We start from the raw sequence: 16158 nt of genomic DNA on the forward strand, positions 1-16158 counted from the left end.
TTCCACGGCGCTGAAAAGTGAACACAGAGGCCGGCGGAAGGTTCCCGCCAGGGAAGATCGAGGCGCCTCCCGGCAATTGCCGCATCGAGCCAACTGCTCTAATCCATTCACCATGAAAAAAGGCGATCATCTGTTTCTGGTCGACGGCTCGGCCTACATCTTCCGCGCATTCCATGCCCTGCCGCCTCTGACTCGGAAGTCGGACGGACTTCCGGTCGGCGCGGTCGCCGGCTTCTGCAACATGCTCTGGAAGCTGCTACGCGAGGCCCGTGACACGGATGTCGGCGTAACACCGACGCATTTCGCGGTAATTTTTGACTACTCGTCCAAGACGTTCCGAAACGAACTCTTTTCCGAATACAAGGCAAACCGCAGCGAGCCGCCCGAGGACCTGATTCCGCAGTTCGGTCTGATACGCGATGCGACGCGGGCCTTCAATCTGCCGTGCATCGAATCCGAGGGTTACGAGGCCGACGACATCATGGCGACTTATGCGCGAATGGCAGAAGTGGCCGGTGCCGATACAACGATCATCTCTTCCGACAAGGACCTCATGCAACTCGTCACCGATCATGTGTCGATGTACGATTCGATGAAGGACCGGCAGATCGGCATTCCTGAAGTGGTCGAGAAATTCGGTGTCGCCCCCGAGAAGATGATCGATCTTCAGGCGCTGACCGGCGATTCCACCGACAATATTCCGGGTGTACCCGGCATCGGACCGAAGACCGCCGCGCAGTTGCTGCAGGATTTTGGCGATCTCGACACGCTTCTGGAGCGCGCCGCGGAGATCAAGCAGAACAAGCGACGTGAGAACCTCATCGAATTCGCTGACCAGGCGCGGCTTTCCCGCCAGCTCGTCACGTTGAAGACCGACACGCCGATCGAGATCGACCTCGACGGCCTGAGACTGGAGCCGCAGGACGGGCCCAAGCTGATCGCCTTCCTGAAGGCCATGGAATTCAATTCGCTGACGCGAAGAGTGGCCGAAGCGACAGGCACCGAAGCCGGAGAGGTCGATGCCGCGGCCGTTGAGATCAAGGCGGGAAGCGCTGCGCGGGGTCCCGATCTCGACAAGGGCCAGGCCAGCGACCCGGTACGTGTCGAGGCCAGTTCCGTTGCTGCGCTGACGCCAAAGGCCCTTGCCGCAAAGCGCGCGGAAGCGGCAGCCGGGGCGAACTTTGATTCAGATGCCTACGTATCCGTTCGCGACGTCGAAACCCTGGATCAATGGATCGCCGACGCTCGCGCGGCGGGTGTCCTCGCCTTCAGCTCCCAGACCAACTCACTCGACCCGAATCAGGCGGAGCTGACCGGGTTCTCGCTTTGCTCGACCGCTGGCAAGGCCGCCTATGTGCCGCTCGACCACAAATCGGGAAGCAGCGATCTGCTCGGCGGCGGGCTGGTGGAAGGACAGATTCCGCAGGGTGAGGCGCTCGGGCGCCTCAAGGCCCTTCTGGAGGATGATTCGATTCTCGTGATCGGTCAGGATGTCAAATATGACTGGCTTGTGATGCGGCGACACGGCGTCACCATATCGCGGCTCGACGACACCATGCTGATGTCCTACGTCCTCGACGCCGGAACCGGCGCGCAGGTCAGGGAGTCGCTTTGCGACCGGTGGCTGGGCCACGCACCGATCGCCTACAAGGATCTTGCCGGAACCGGCAAGAAGGCGCTGACCTTTGACATGATCGATATCGCCGCAGCGACCCGCTACGCCGCGGAAGACGCGGATATCACGCTCCGCCTCTGGCAGGTGCTGAAACCGCGGCTTGTCGCGAAGGGTCTGATTGCGGTCTACGAGCGGCTTGAGCGCCCCCTCGTTTCCGTCCTGGCGCGCATGGAGGCGCGGGGGATCTCCGTGGACCGGCAGATCCTCAGCCGCCTGTCGGGGGAGTTCGCCCAGAAGGCCGCGGCGATCGAGTCGGAAATATTTGATCTTGCCGGAGGAAGTTTTAACATCGGTTCGCCGAAGCAACTCGGAGAAATCCTGTTCGGAAGGATGGGCCTGCCGGGCGGCTCAAAGACAAAATCGGGGCAATGGTCGACTTCCGCCCAAGTTCTCGAGGATCTGGCCGCCGAAGGCCATGAGTTGCCGCGCAGGATTGTCGACTGGCGCCAGTTGACCAAGCTGAAATCAACTTACACCGACGCACTCCCGGGCTACATCAACCCGCAGACCAACCGTGTCCACACGTCTTATTCGCTCGCGGCAACGACAACCGGCCGGCTATCCTCCTCCGAGCCGAACCTGCAGAACATTCCGATCCGAACGGCCGAGGGCCGGCGCATCCGCACCGCCTTCATCGCCGGGAAGGGGAACAAACTGGTCTCGGCCGACTACAGCCAGATCGAATTGCGGGTTCTGGCGCATGTGGCCGACATTCCGCAGTTGCGGCAGGCCTTTGCCGACGGGATAGATATTCATGCAATGACCGCCTCGGAAATGTTCGGGGTTCCGGTCGACGGCATGCCAGCCGACGTCAGGCGGCGCGCAAAGGCGATCAATTTCGGGATCATTTACGGGATTTCGGCATTCGGTCTTGCCAACCAGCTTGCCATCTCCCGGTCGGAAGCCGGAGAATACATCAAGACCTATTTCGAGCGCTTTCCCGGCATCAGAGACTACATGGACGAGACCAAGGCCTATGCGCGCGAAAAGGGCTATGTCGAAACGATCTTCGGACGGCGCGCCCACTACCCGGACATACGGTCGTCCAACCCGCAGGTACGCGCCTTCAACGAGCGCGCCGCGATCAATGCGCCGATCCAGGGCTCGGCCGCCGATATCATTCGCCGCGCTATGATCCGAATCGAGAACAGGCTCGATGCATCAGGCCTAGCCGCCCAGATGCTGTTGCAGGTGCATGACGAACTGATCTTCGAGGCACCGGAGAGCGAGGTCGGCAGGACCATCGCGGTGGTTCGGGAGGCCATGGAAAATGCCGCCATGCCAGCCATCTCAATGAAAGTGCCACTGCATGTGGACGCGGCTGCCGCCGACAACTGGGACGAGGCGCATTAAATTCAGGCCGCTACGCTGCTGCAGTCGAGATCGCCGGCCTTCCAAGCCTCAAAGCACGACCGGACGTGGGCGACGACGGCCCGCACAACGCAGTCATCGGCCGTTCTCGTCATCATCCGTATCTGCGTCGTCCTGAGTTCGGGGAGACCCTGCGCATGGCCAAGCCGCACCAGCGGCGCCTCCACCAGCAGCGCGGGAACGGGAGCAATGGCCAAGTCGGCCTCGATGGCGGAAATCTGCACGTTGAAATTGCCACTCATATAGGCCACGCGATAGGCGATACCCGCCTGATCGAGGGCATCGGCCGCGCTGGCACGCCAGGCGCAACCGTGTTCCCACATCGCGAGCGGCAAGGGCTGGCGCGTATGGGCGGAGCCGCCGCGCACCCCGGCCCAGACCAGCGGTTCCTCAAGAACGATCTCCGTGTCACCGTCAAGCGGATTTTCCGGTAAGGCATTGATGACCGCCACGTCCAATGTTTCCGCCTGGAACCTTTCCTTCAGGCGCGCCGACGAATCGATTACGACATCCACCGTGACATTGGGGTGGCTGGCGGCGAACTTCTTCAAAATCTGCGGAATCAGCCGGTTGCCGTAATCGTCCGGGGCGCCGAAGCGGACCGTTCCGGCCATGTCGGGCGCGACGAAACGCGCCATCATTTCCTGGTTCAGGTTGAGAATGCGGCGCGCATAGGAAAGCAGAACCTCACCGTTCGCGGTCAGGGTCACGGAGCGTGAATCGCGGTCGAAGATGCTCGTCCCCAGCAGATCCTCCATTTTCTTGACCTGCATCGAGACCGCCGAAGGCGTGCGGAACACCCGTTGAGCGGCCTTGGAGAAGCTTCCCGTCTCGACGATGGCAACGAAGGTTCTCAGCAAATCGCTGTCGACAAGGAGGGAACCGGGCGCGGTTTCAATTTTTTGCGGCGCATTCATGGAGTGGCTCCATCATCAGTTTTGCTGACAGATAATATCAAATCTATTCGTTTGATTGAACCACTGAACGAGATCATTGTCCATCCCGAAGCCGAGGAAAACCACCACGGCACCGAGAAGGAGAACCGACATGACTTCGCTCGAATTTCACTCCAGTCAACGCCGTGCGCGAAGCCTGCTAACGGCTGCGCTGGCCGAAGCAGCAGTGGGCTGGGCACACCGTGCAATCCATGCAGTTGTCGAATGGCGGCGCCAGCGGCGGGATCGAGCGGCCTTCCAGCAACTTATCGGCAAGGAAGACTGGGTCTACCGGGACATGGGCATACATCGCGGGGATGTCGAATGGGCCTCGCACCTGCCGCTGCATATCAATGCCGCCCAAGAACTCGAAAAGCTGCGCGCCCGCTACAACATGGGCCGTTGATCGTCTCCCCCACACGAACTTCCAACGGCTCCAGCCGGCCGCCCCGTCCTCGATGCGGATTTGCGGCCGGCCTCATGCTCTCCAACTGACCTCGTAGAGTTCCGGCCGTCGATCATGCAGATTGCGGACAGAGCCGCGTGCGCGCGCCGCATCCAGCGCAGTCATGTCGAGATCGGCGACAACCATCATTTCGGCGTTTTCGGTCGCCTCGACGGCGATGCCATCGCGGGCGAAACCGAAGTCCGACGGAGTCAGAATGGCCGACTGGGCGTAGGCCATGTCGAGATTGGCTACATTGGCAACATTGCCGACGAGACCGGACGTCACCACGTAGCACTGGTTTTCCACGGTGCGCGCGTGGCAGCAGTAACGCACCCGCAAGTGGCCGTGCCGCGTATCCGTACAGTACGGAACGAAAAACAGCCTCGCGCCGCGATCGGTCAGCGCGCGGGCCATCTCCGGAAACTCGCTGTCATAGCAGATCATGACGCCGATCGGCCCGTACTCGGTCTCGATCGGTTCAGCGCTATCGCCACCGCCGATCTCCCAGACGGATTTCTCGTCCGGCGTGGGATGCAGCTTGTGACGTTCATGCACCGTTCCATCCCGCAGTGCGACCATCGAGATGTTGCGGATTGCTCCGCCCTCCATGGCCGTGGCGTGCGAGCCTCCGACGATGTTTATCGAATGGCCCCTCGCGAGGCTTGCCAGATGATCTCTCAGAGGCACACGGTATCCGGACAGCTTGGCGATCGCATGGGCTGGGGAGAGCATGACCTCCGTTCCGGAGAGAAGCTGCAGTGTGAAGTGCTCGGGAAAGCATACGAAATGGGCGCCGTAATCGGCGGCCGCCCGGACGAAATGGGCGACGCGATCGAAGAAATGCTGGGGTTCCGGCGTATGGCGAAGTGCGAACTGCACGGACGCGACGCGGATCTTGGTGTGCGCGATCATGTTGCCTCCAGAAAAAACCGCCGGCGTTTCCACCGGCGGCTTCAATATCACGATCCGTCAGAAGATCAGTAGGGACAGCTGTTGTCGCTCATGAAATCGTGCACTTCGATTTCGCCGTTGATGATCTTCGCCTTGGCGTCCTCCACCTTGGCTTTCATCTCGTCGCTGACGAGATCGGCATTGTGCTCGTCCATGGCGTAGTCGACGCCCCCCTCGGCAAGGCCGAGCACCTGGATGCCGGGTTCGAACGCGCCGTCCGCGCCCGCCTTGAAGGCGTTGTAGACGGCAACGTCGACGCGCTTCATCATCGAGGTCAGAACCTTGCCGGGCTGCAGGCCGTTTTGGTTGGAGTCGACCCCGATGCCGAGCTTGCCGGCATCCGCCGCCGCCTGAAGCACACCAACGCCGGTACCGCCGGCGGCGTGATAGACAACGTCGGCGCCCTGCGCAATCTGGGCCTTGGTGATCTCACCGCCCTTGACCGGGTCGTTCCAGGCTGCCGGCGTGTCACCGGTGAAGTTTTCGATGACGGTGGCGTCGGGATTGGCCGCCTTCACGCCGCCCACATAGCCGCACGCAAAGCGCGAGATCAGCGGGATCGACATGCCGCCGACGAAACCCACAGTGCCTGTCTCGGAGGCTTCCGCAGCCATGATGCCGACGAGGTAAGAACCTTCCTGTTCCTTGAAGACCACCGACTGGACATTCGGTGCATCGACGACCATGTCGATGATGGCGAACTGCGTGTCAGGGAACTCGGCCGCCACCTTCTCGATCGCCGGAGCGAACGAAAAGCCGGTGACGACAATCGGGGTGTCCCCGTCCTGCGCGAATTTGCGGAGCGCCTGCTCACGCTGCGCATCATTCTGGATCTCGAATTCGCGATAGGCGGTGCCGGTTTCCTCCTTGAATTTCTCGGCACCGTTATATGCCGCCTCGTTGAACGACTTGTCGAACTTTCCTCCCAGATCGTAGATGATGGCCGGATCCGCATATGCGGAAAAGGACATCGCAGTCGCGGCCATGAGGCCCAGAACAATACGTTTCATGCTCACCCACCCTGTAAGATGTTTCGGTTTCAACTCCCTCCGGTCCGACGGAAAAACTCCAGTCGAACCGGCCATTTAACGGCAGTCATCCCGCCGTTCCGGCGATACTCTTGCATGGCTCCACGGGAAAATCACGCCAAAAGTGCCCGGTCCGGACTGCATCGCAGAACAGGGTTACCCGGCGGCGGGCGGCGCTCTCAACCGCCCGGACAGGCAATGCCCGTGCCTTGAAGACCGCAATAACCGCCGGGATTTTTCGCCAGATATTGCTGATGATATTCCTCGGCGTAGTAGAAATCCGGCGCGAGCTCGACTTCAGTCGTTATTGCCGCCGAGCGGCCAGACGATCTCAGCGCCGCCTGATAAGCTTCGCGGCTGGCCCTTGCCGCTTCCAGTTGCGCGTCGGTCGTGGCGTAGATCGTAGAGCGATAGGTTGTGCCGATATCATTGCCCTGACGCATACCCTGTGTCGGATCATGCTCTTCCCAGAAGGTCTTCAACAGATCAGGGAGCCCAACTTTCGCAGGATCGAAAACCACCTTCACGACCTCGGCATGACCGGTCTGACCGGTGCAAGTCTCCTCATAAGTCGGATTCGGGGTAAAGCCGCCCGCATAGCCGACCGCCGTGACGTGAACTCCGTCCAACTGCCAAAAAAGCCTTTCGGCGCCCCAGAAACAGCCCATTCCGAAAAGGATCGTTTCCATCCCATCGGGATAAGGGCCCTTCAATTTCTCGCCATTGACGAAATGATGGGTCGCCGTGGGCAAGGGCTCGTCGCGGCCGCGCGACGCGCTGGCCGGATCCGGCATCTTCGTCTTGTCACTGAACAATCCCGCCAAGAACATCTTCGGCCTCCTTAACCGGAAGAGCGGAGCCTCAGCCCACCGCGCGGCGGAAACGCCTTCGCTCCGGCCGGCGTCCGATCGCGTAGAGCAGCACGGACAACACGGCGAATACTGCAAATGTGGGGATTTGCAGAATGCTTGCAAGAACACGATCGCTCACAAACGGGGGTACGTTCTGGGTGAGGAAGTTTCGCAAATTCTCCAGAGCCTGGGGGGCGGCCAATTCGAAGCTTTCGAGAAAGGTGGTGAAAACAAATGCCGAAACGCCGATCGAGCGGGTAGCGTCGATTACCGCGAACATGATCGCGATCGCGAATGCGAGGAAGGCGAGAATGCGAAAGAGAAAACGGATCATACTGGAATCCCGAAAATCGTTCTCAAGCGAGATGGGCCGCGCCGCTCTAGCGCTCGGGTCGTGATAACGTAATCACGAACACAATCTCAACGCTGGTCAAGCTCGGACGTTCCCTTGATCATCCGGGCAGATGAAATCGAACGCTTTTGAGTTGACGCAAAGCGGGACTGGCGATAGTCCGCGCACTGCAGTCGCGCAGCCAGTGTAATCGTCGTAGCGCTGGAGCCCGGTCCCGACCGCCGGGTGCGAACTGGAATGGTGAGGTGGCCGAGTGGTTGAAGGCGCACGCCTGGAACGCGTGTAGGCGGGAAACCGTCTCCAGGGTTCGAATCCCTGTCTCACCGCCATTCTCTGCGAAAGCGCGTGTCGGAGCGACCCTAGACCAGAGGCCAGAAGATCGGGATGACGACCATCGCCGATGCGAACGACGTCATGTCGAGCACGAGACCGAGGCGCAGAAAGTCCGCGAAACGATAACCGCCGGCATTGTAGACGAGTGTGTTGGTCTGGTAACCGATCGGGGTCATGAAGCTCGCGCTTGCCGCAATCATGACCGCGATCACAAACGGTCGGGGATCGAGACCCAGCGACTGGGCCAGACCGATCGCAACCGGGGTGACGATCACGGCGACTGCGTTGTTGGTAACGATTTCGGTCAAGATCGTGGAAAGAAGGTAAACGGCGGCGAGTGCAATCAATGGTGAGAGATCCGTCATCCAGGGTGAAACCCATCCGACGAGAACTCCAACCAGATCCGTCTTCTCCATGGCTACCCCGATTGCGAGCATGGCGAAAATGAGCCCGAGGATCCGCCAGTCGACCGCTTGCACCGCTTCGTCGACCTCGACACAGCGCAACACCAGCACAAGCACAGCCGCAATCAGCGCCAGTGATGCGATCGGCATGAAATTGAGCGCCGCGCCGACCACCACCGACGCGGTGATGAGAAGAGTCACCGGCGCCTTGGACCGGCGAAAACCACGCTCGGTCGGCTCGGCGACATTCACGAGGCTATTTTCCTCGGCGAAGCGCGCAATGTCCTCGGGGGCGCCCTCTACAAGCAGGGTGTCCCCGACACCGAGAGGCGTCGTCTCGAAACGGTCCGCCATATTCATTCCACCTCGGTGGAGCGCCATCGGATAAACGCCGTATCTGCGCCACAGGCGCAAGTGCCTAAGCGTTCGGTTGAGGATGCGAGCACCCGGCCCTATCAGCACCTCCACGACTTCCGAGGAGCGCGCAGCGGTTTGCTGAATGCGGTTGGCCGCGCCGAGCGTAAGTTCGCCCTCCTCCTTCATCGACAGGATCTCGGCGACGGGGGTACGTAAAACCACGATGTCGCCCGCCTTCAATACCGTCGTAGCCAGTTCCCGCCGAAGCGACATGTCGCCGCGAATGACGTCGACCAAGCGGCGGTCGGGGCGATTGAAGGCAGCGATACTGCGAACCGCAGTACCGACATGCGGGGAATTGTGGTCAATCACCGCCTGGACGATGAACTTTCGGTCCGACTGGACGTTGGAGATGCTGCTCGCAGTCTCGCGGTTGGGAAGCAAGCGGCGCCCCAGCAGAATGCCGACGATACCGGCCAAGGTCGCGACAATGCCGACAGGCGCGATTTCGAGGATATGGAACGGGGCGAGGCCGATTTCACGTGCGACACCGTCAACCAGAAGGTTCGTCGACGTGCCTATGAGCGTGCACGTGCCGCCCAAGATCGCCGCGTAGGACAGCGGGATCAGAACGCGCGAGGGCGCCTCTCCCATTTCGCGGGCCATGCTGGTAGCGACCGGGATCATCAGCATGACAAGCGGCGTATTGTTCATGAAGGCCGACGCGATCGCCACCGCCAAGAGAAACGCCGTGTATGTCACCATCGGCGAAGTGCGCGCGTGGCGGGTGACCTCGCGGGCGAAGCGCTCGATCGCGCCAGTGCGGATGAGAGCGGCCGACAGGACGAACATCGCCGCAATCGTTGCGGGCGCACTCGAGGACAGTACGCCCAACACCTCGGAAATGTCCAAAATTCCGGTAAGCAGGAGAATGGACACGCCCACTCCAGCCGTGATTTCCGGAGACCGCCACTCCATGACGAATGCGGCCAGCATGACGATTATGACTAGCGCCACGACAGCGGGCGCAATCATGGCGGTGTCAGGGAGAAAAGGCACGGCTTAGGCTTCTCCCGCTTACCAGTGGGGCGGCTTGGAGAGAGGAGCGCCGGCCCGGACATTGTCCTCGACTCTCTGGAACCGCTCGGCAAGCGCCTCAGCGATTCGTTCGAGGCGATTGATGTCCTTTCCCTGACGGATCACTATCTCGTTCAATTCCTCCAGGAGACGCGCCTGATGGGCCGCCAGAATCTCCAGTTCGTCCAGGCGATCCATCCCGTCCTTGTCCATTCCCTTCTCCCCAACAGAGACTGACGTACTCTAGCCGCCGCGCGGCCCGGCGGAAAGAGACATAAGGCGTGGCCGTAAGCAGTAGAAGGCATAGTTGTCGTCGTCCCGCCCGACAGCGGGAAACGTCATCCCATAGACGAGGCCTCGAAGAGCAAGATCTCGCGCGGCCGGGACCGTTATCCATAAGGCCCGTCGAAGCGCTAACGGAACCGCTTCCATTTGGCGATGAAGGGCTCTAGTTTCACCGGATTGTCCAGAACGCGCATGCAGATAATGGGTTGGCATGGCCGAGTACGCAATTGAACTCGAAGGCATAAACAAGAGCTTCGGTCCCGTTCGCGCCAACCGCGATATTGAGCTACGCGTCGAACGCGGCACGATCCACGGCATTATCGGGGAGAACGGCGCCGGAAAATCGACACTGATGTCGATCCTCTACGGCTTCTATCAGGCCGACAGCGGTAAGATCAAAGTCAACGGCGAGACCGTCACCATCAATACCCCCAACCATGCCATCGATCTCGGCATCGGTATGGTGCACCAGCACTTCATGCTGGTTGAGAACTTCACCGTCCTCGAAAACGTGATGCTGGGCGCGGAAGGTGCCCAACTCCTGCGGGGAGGAATCAGCCATGCGCGCGGTGAGCTTGAACGCCTCGAGCACGAATATTCGCTGGACGTCGATCCCGACGGGATTATTCAGGAACTACCGGTGGGACTGCAGCAGCGAGTCGAGATCCTCAAGGCGCTCTACCGCGGCGCGGAGATTCTCATTCTGGATGAACCTACAGGAGTGCTCACCCCGGCCGAGGCCGACCACCTGTTCCGCATCCTCAAGCAACTCAAGGAGCAGGGTAAGACGATCGTTCTGATCACCCACAAGCTGCGAGAAATCATGGCCGTGACCGACAACGTGTCGGTCATGCGCCAGGGAACGATGGTCGCGACGCGTCGGACGGCCGATACCTCCGTGGAGGAACTCGCTGAACTCATGGTCGGTCGGCGCGTGCTCCTGCGGGTCGAGAAAGGCGAGCCGACTGTCGGGGAGACAAAGCTTCGGGTCGAGAGCCTGACGGTCAAGGATTCGCGCGGCGTGACGATGGTGGACAACGTGTCGCTGGACGTGCGCGCAGGCGAAATCGTTGGCATCGCGGGAGTGGCGGGAAACGGACAAAGCCATCTGATCGAGGCCATCACCGGCATCCGCCGGGCCCAAACCGGTCGCGTGCTGCTCGACGGCGAACCTATCGGGGTGACCGGCGAAGCGGACCCCAACCTGCTTCGACACCGCGGGCTGGCCCATGTGCCTGAAGACCGTCACCACATGGGGCTGGTTCTTGCGTTCGAGGAAAACGAAAACGCGATCCTCGGTTATCACGACGACGACAAATATCTCTCCGGACCGATGCTGAACATCGCCGCGATACGTGCCGATGCAGAGAAAAAGATCACGAAGTACGACATCCGGCCGCCGAACCCCCGGCTGAAGACCGCCAATTTCTCGGGAGGTAATCAGCAAAAAATCGTTCTGGCGCGCGAAATGGAGCGTGACCCCATCGTGCTGATCGTCGGACAGCCGACGCGGGGTGTCGATGTGGGAGCAATCGAATTCATTCACAAGCGCATTATCGAGATGCGCGACCAGGGAAAGGCGGTTCTCCTGGTGTCGGTCGAACTGGACGAAATCCGATCGCTCTCTGACCGCATCCTCGTCATGTTCGCGGGGCGAATCGTCGGAGAACGCACTCCCGATGCGACCGAGGGAGAGCTGGGTCTCCTGATGGCGGGGGTCGAAGGGGACAAGGCGGAGGCCGCGGAGTAAAGATGGCGAAACCCTATGCGAAGCTTCCCGGCTGGGTGGACTACGGACTGATCCCGCTGGTCAATCTCGCGGTCGCGTTCGCGGTATCCGGTCTGGTCGTCCTGCTGGTCGGGGAAAACCCGCTCAGGGCGGCGGTGCTGATGGTCGAGGGAGCGTTTTCGACCGGAGACGGCATCGGCTACACGCTGTTCTACGCAACGAACTTCATCTTCACAGGCCTGTGCGTCGCCGTTGCATTCCATTGCGGCCTCTTCAATATCGGCGGCGAGGGCCAGGCCTATGTCGGCGGCCTCGGGGTCGCTATTGGGGCGCTCACCTTCGGGGCGGCGCTGCCATGGTGGATAAATCTGCCGATCGCAACGCTGCTTGCCGCGGCGATGGGGGCGTTATGGGCGCTGATTCCGGCCTACCTGCAGGCCAAGCGCGGCAGTCACATCGTGATAACCACGATCATGTTTAATTTCATCGCGGCGAGCCTGATGGTCTGGCTGCTTGTCGGAATGCTGAAGCCTGCCGGGCTGATGGCGCCAGAGACACGCCGGTTCGCCGACGGCGCGGTGCTGCCGCGACTCGACTGGCTGATCGAGATGTTCGGCTTCACCATCCGCTCGGCGCCGTTTAACATCACGTTCCTGCTGGCTCTCGCTTCCGCCTATGGTGTGTGGGTACTGATCTGGCGGACCCGTCTTGGCTACGAAATCAGAACGATGGGATTCAGTCCGACCGCAGCAAAATATGCCGGCATCAACCAGACGCGCATCATCGTCATTACCATGATGATCTCCGGGGCGCTGGCCGGCATGATGGCGCTCAACCCGGTCATGGGCGCGCAGAACCGCCTGCAGCTCGACTTCGTCACCGGTGCCGGTTTTGTCGGCATTGCCGTGGCGCTGATGGGCCGCTCGCACCCGGCCGGCATCATTCCGGCAGCGATCCTGTTCGGCATGCTCTATCAGGGAGGCGCGGAGATCGCGTTCGAAATGCCAGCGATCTCTCGCGACATGATTGTCATCATCCAGGGGCTTGTCATCCTGTTCGCCGGCGCGCTCGAGCACATGTTCCGACCGGCGATTTCCGCCTTTTTCGGCAGGATTGCCACGTCGGAGATGAAGGCCGCGCCCGCCACGACCGGAGAGACGCACTAAATGGATTATTTTTCGACGATTATTCTTGTTCTCGATTCGACCGTGCGGCTTTCGGTCCCGCTTCTGTTTGCGAGCCTCGCGGGGCTCTACTCGGAACGGTCGGGCGTTTTCGACATTGGACTGGAGGGAAAGATGCTCGCAGGGGCGTTCGCCGGCGGGGCAGCGGCAGCCGTCGTCGGTTCCGCATGGATCGGGCTCGCCGCTGCGGTGGCGATCTCAATCTTTTTTGCTCTCGTTCACGGCTTTGCATCCATCACCCACCGCGGCAACCAGATCGTCTCGGGAGTGGCGATCAACTTCATTGCAGCCGGATCCACCATCATTCTCGGACAGGCATGGTTCCGGCAGGGCGGGCGCACGCCGGCGCTTCCCAGCGACGGTAGCCGCTTCACCGAGATCAAGCTGCCGTTCGCCGACACCGTTCGCGACGTGCCGGTTTTCGGGCCGATCTATTCGGAGCTGATTTCCGGCCATTCCATCCTTGTCTACCTGGCCTTCCTGACAGTGCCCTTTACATGGTGGGTGCTTTTCCGCACCCGGTTTGGGCTGCGTCTCAGAGCGGTCGGCGAAAATCCGGCCGCAGTCGATACCGCTGGGATATCGGTCACATGGCTGCGCTACCGTGCGGTCATCCTCGCCGGCGTTCTGTGTGGCTTTGCCGGCGCATATCTGTCGGTTGCACAAAACGCCGGTTTCGTGAAGGACATGACCGCCGGCAAAGGTTTTATAGCGCTGGCCGCGTTGATCTTCGCAAAGTGGCGGCCGGTCAATGTGATGCTCGCCTGTTTGCTGTTCGGTTTTCTCGACGCGGTTGCGATCCGGTTTTCAGGCATACGCATTCCTGCCGTCGGCGAAGTGCCGCCACAGTTCATGCAGGCCCTGCCATATATTCTGACGGTCGTTCTTCTCGCCGGTTTCATCGGCAAGGCGATTCCGCCAAAGGCCGGCGGACAACCCTATGTGAAGGAACGGTGAATTGGCGGACCTCGATGCTCTCTATGCCGCGGCGCGCGCCGCGATGGCGAAATCTCACTCGCCCTATTCAGAGTTTCCGGTAGGCGCAGCCATCCTGACCGCCGACGGAACGATCTACAGCGGCGCCAATATCGAGGTGATCAGCTATCCCGAAGGCTGGTGCGCCGAAACGACGGCGCTGGCGCATTTTGTGATGGGCGGCGGCGGCGTCATTACCGATATCTGCGTCACCGCCGAGAGGAAAGCGTTGTGCACGCCGTGCGGCGGATGCCGGCAAAGGCTTGCCGAGTTCGCGCCGCCCGAGGCGCGGATCCACTTGACCGACGCCAACGGAATCGCCGAGACGGTCACCGTCCGCGAACTCTTTCCGCGCGGCTTCGAAGCAGAGGCACTCTCCACATGAAGCCGGCAAGCGATACGATCGTCGAGGCACTGAACGGCCTTGCGCCGCGGATCGCGCTGGTGCTGGGATCGGGACTGGGCGGACTGGTGGACGCGGTCGAAGACCCAGTCCGCATTCCCTATGGCGAGCTTGATGGTTTTCCGCCGAGCGGCGTCAGCGGGCATGCTGGCGAGGTGGTCGCCGGCAGGATCGGCGGCAAGCCGGTGCTTCTTCTGTCGGGCCGTGTGCATTACTATGAAAAGGGCAACGCGGCGGCGATGCGCCCCGTGCTGGAGGTACTGAAGGGTATCGGGATCGAGACGCTGATCCTCACCAATGCGGCGGGGTCGCTCAGGGAAGATCTGGAGCCCGGGTCAGTGATGTTAATCGAGGACCACATCAATTTTTCCGGCACCAACCCGCTGATCGGCGAGGAAAGGGACGCGCGCTTCGTCGGCATGACATCGGCCTATAACGCGGCCCTGCGCACCGCGATCGAGGTAGCAGCAGCCAAAGAGGAGATCGGCATCGACAAGGGCGTCTACATGTGGTTTTCCGGACCGTCCTTCGAGACGCCGGCGGAAATTCGCATGGCGCGGACGATGGGCGCGGACGCGGTCGGGATGTCGACCGTGCCGGAGGTCATCATCGGACGGTTCCTGGGGCTGAGATGTGCTGCCTGTTCCGTGATCACGAATTACGGTGCAGGCATGACCGGCGGGGAATTGTCGCATACAGAAACCAAGGACATGGCGCCGGTCGGCGGCAAGAAGTTGCAAGCGATCCTGACGCGCGCCATCGGAGATATGGCATGAGCAGGAATATTGCCGAAGCAGCGGCAACGCATCGCGAGGTCACGGGATCGCAACTCGTATCGCTGGCCTCCGCACACAAGAGAAACACCGGCACCGACTTCCTTCCCGCGATGTTCGAGAACATGTCGGTCAATCTCTCCGCGACGGAGAGACGCACGGCGACCCTGGCGACGCGGCGCACGGTCAAGAAGGACTGGCAGGCCGCGTGGCTGGTCAGGGCCATCGAATGCATCGACCTCACCACTCTTGCCGGCGACGACACGCCCGGCAAGGTCGAAAGACTCTGCGCCAAGGCGCGCAACCCCTTGCGCCCGGATCTGCTGAAGGCTCTCGGACTGGAAGACTACGGGCTGACGACCGGTGCCGTTTGCGTCTATCCGATGATGGTCGCCACGGCAGTCAAGGCGCTTGAGGGCTCCGGTGTTCCCGTGGCGTCGGTGGCGACGGGCTTTCCTGCCGGACTGACGCCGATGAAGGACCGACTGGCGGAGATCGCCTATGCCGTAGGTGAAGGCGCCGACGAGATCGATATCGTGATCTCACGCCGGCATGTTCTGACGGGCAACTGGGCCGCCCTTTATGAAGAGGTACGGGCGATGCGCGAGGCGTGCGGCGATGCGCATATGAAAGCGATTCTCTCGACCGGCGAACTGAAGACGCTGTCGAATGTCTACAAGGCCTCCATGGTCTCGATGATGGCAGGCTCGGATTTCGTGAAAACCTCGACCGGCATGGAGGCGGTGAACGCCACACTTCCCGTCAGCCTGACGATGGTGCGCTCGATCCGCGACTATCTCAGATTCACCGGCAATGTCTGCGGATTCAAGCCGGCCGGTGGCATCCGCACAGCAAAAGACGCGATTTCCTGGCTGATCCTGATGAAGGAAGAGCTCGGCGACGACTGGGTCAAACCGGACCTGTTCCGCTTCGGCGCAAGTTCGCTTCTCGGCGACATCGAGCGGCAAATCGAACACAACGTCACGGGCCGGTATTCGTCGGCGGACCGCCACGGAATGGCCTGAGG

General features: G+C 61.2%; 15 protein-coding genes and 1 tRNA gene. 9 read left to right on the plus strand and 7 right to left on the minus strand.

What is annotated here, in order from left to right:
* Nucleotides 1–112 precede the first annotated feature (112 nt).
* Entirely contained in the window at nucleotides 113–3028 is a 2916-nt protein-coding gene (gene polA / locus LC298_RS03385; RefSeq protein ID WP_131564675.1) for a DNA polymerase I, read from the plus strand.
* A gap of 2 nt (nucleotides 3029–3030) precedes the next feature.
* Here the strand turns inward: polA and LC298_RS03390 are convergent, their stop codons facing one another.
* Entirely contained in the window at nucleotides 3031–3963 is a 933-nt protein-coding gene (locus tag LC298_RS03390; protein ID WP_131564673.1) for a LysR family transcriptional regulator, read from the minus strand.
* A gap of 130 nt (nucleotides 3964–4093) precedes the next feature.
* Between LC298_RS03390 and LC298_RS03395 the strand changes: the two genes are divergently transcribed.
* Entirely contained in the window at nucleotides 4094–4387 is a 294-nt protein-coding gene (locus tag LC298_RS03395; protein ID WP_131564671.1) for a hypothetical protein, read from the plus strand.
* Nucleotides 4388–4459: 72 nt separating this feature from the next.
* Here the strand turns inward: LC298_RS03395 and LC298_RS03400 are convergent, their stop codons facing one another.
* The 4 genes from LC298_RS03400 to LC298_RS03415 all read right to left on the minus strand — a co-directional run bounded on the left by LC298_RS03400 (nucleotide 4460) and on the right by LC298_RS03415 (nucleotide 7593).
* Nucleotides 4460–5341 carry a carbon-nitrogen hydrolase family protein gene (locus LC298_RS03400; RefSeq protein WP_131564669.1) on the minus strand — a complete coding sequence of 294 codons (882 nt, stop codon included), beginning with the start codon at nucleotides 5339–5341 and terminating at the stop codon, nucleotides 4460–4462.
* A gap of 65 nt (nucleotides 5342–5406) precedes the next feature.
* Nucleotides 5407–6390, minus strand: coding sequence for a BMP family lipoprotein (locus LC298_RS03405; protein WP_131564667.1), 984 nt, complete (start codon nucleotides 6388–6390; stop codon nucleotides 5407–5409).
* Between the two features lie 197 nt (nucleotides 6391–6587).
* Entirely contained in the window at nucleotides 6588–7238 is a 651-nt protein-coding gene (msrA, locus tag LC298_RS03410; protein ID WP_131564665.1) for a peptide-methionine (S)-S-oxide reductase MsrA, read from the minus strand.
* A 31-nt stretch (nucleotides 7239–7269) separates the two neighbouring features.
* A complete protein-coding gene (locus LC298_RS03415) occupies nucleotides 7270–7593 on the minus strand; it encodes a hypothetical protein (protein WP_131564663.1) in 324 nt (107 codons plus the stop codon).
* A 257-nt stretch (nucleotides 7594–7850) separates the two neighbouring features.
* On the opposite strand from LC298_RS03415, the gene LC298_RS03420 reads away from it, so the two are divergent.
* Nucleotides 7851–7940, plus strand: a tRNA-Ser gene (locus LC298_RS03420).
* A gap of 30 nt (nucleotides 7941–7970) precedes the next feature.
* Here the strand turns inward: LC298_RS03420 and LC298_RS03425 are convergent.
* Both LC298_RS03425 and LC298_RS03430 read right to left on the minus strand, forming a co-directional pair.
* Nucleotides 7971–9764: an SLC13 family permease gene (locus LC298_RS03425; protein WP_223385519.1), complete on the minus strand. Its 1794-nt coding sequence runs from the start codon at nucleotides 9762–9764 to the stop codon at nucleotides 7971–7973.
* Nucleotides 9765–9782: 18 nt separating this feature from the next.
* Nucleotides 9783–9995 (minus strand): SlyX family protein, encoded by a 213-nt coding sequence (locus tag LC298_RS03430; protein ID WP_131564661.1) that lies wholly within the window; start codon nucleotides 9993–9995, stop codon nucleotides 9783–9785.
* Between the two features lie 283 nt (nucleotides 9996–10278).
* Here LC298_RS03430 and LC298_RS03435 point away from each other — a divergent pair, with 283 nt between their 5' ends.
* The 6 genes from LC298_RS03435 to deoC all read left to right on the plus strand — a co-directional run bounded on the left by LC298_RS03435 (nucleotide 10279) and on the right by deoC (nucleotide 16156).
* Nucleotides 10279–11817: an ABC transporter ATP-binding protein gene (locus LC298_RS03435; protein ID WP_131564658.1), complete on the plus strand. Its 1539-nt coding sequence runs from the start codon at nucleotides 10279–10281 to the stop codon at nucleotides 11815–11817.
* A gap of 2 nt (nucleotides 11818–11819) precedes the next feature.
* Nucleotides 11820–12962: an ABC transporter permease gene (locus tag LC298_RS03440; protein WP_131564656.1), complete on the plus strand. Its 1143-nt coding sequence runs from the start codon at nucleotides 11820–11822 to the stop codon at nucleotides 12960–12962.
* Nucleotides 12963–13937 (plus strand): ABC transporter permease, encoded by a 975-nt coding sequence (locus tag LC298_RS03445; RefSeq protein ID WP_131564654.1) that lies wholly within the window; start codon nucleotides 12963–12965, stop codon nucleotides 13935–13937.
* Nucleotide 13938: 1 nt separating this feature from the next.
* Nucleotides 13939–14340: a cytidine deaminase gene (cdd, locus tag LC298_RS03450; protein WP_131564652.1), complete on the plus strand. Its 402-nt coding sequence runs from the start codon at nucleotides 13939–13941 to the stop codon at nucleotides 14338–14340.
* Nucleotides 14337–15134, plus strand: coding sequence for a purine-nucleoside phosphorylase (locus LC298_RS03455; protein WP_131564650.1), 798 nt, complete (start codon nucleotides 14337–14339; stop codon nucleotides 15132–15134). Before cdd ends, LC298_RS03455 begins: the two co-directional genes overlap by 4 nt.
* Before the next feature lie 110 nt (nucleotides 15135–15244).
* A complete protein-coding gene (deoC, locus tag LC298_RS03460) occupies nucleotides 15245–16156 on the plus strand; it encodes a deoxyribose-phosphate aldolase (RefSeq protein WP_223385546.1) in 912 nt (303 codons plus the stop codon).
* Nucleotides 16157–16158 lie beyond the last annotated feature (2 nt).

The organism is Oricola cellulosilytica, assembly GCF_019966575.1.
GTDB lineage: Bacteria > Pseudomonadota > Alphaproteobacteria > Rhizobiales > Rhizobiaceae > Oricola > Oricola cellulosilytica.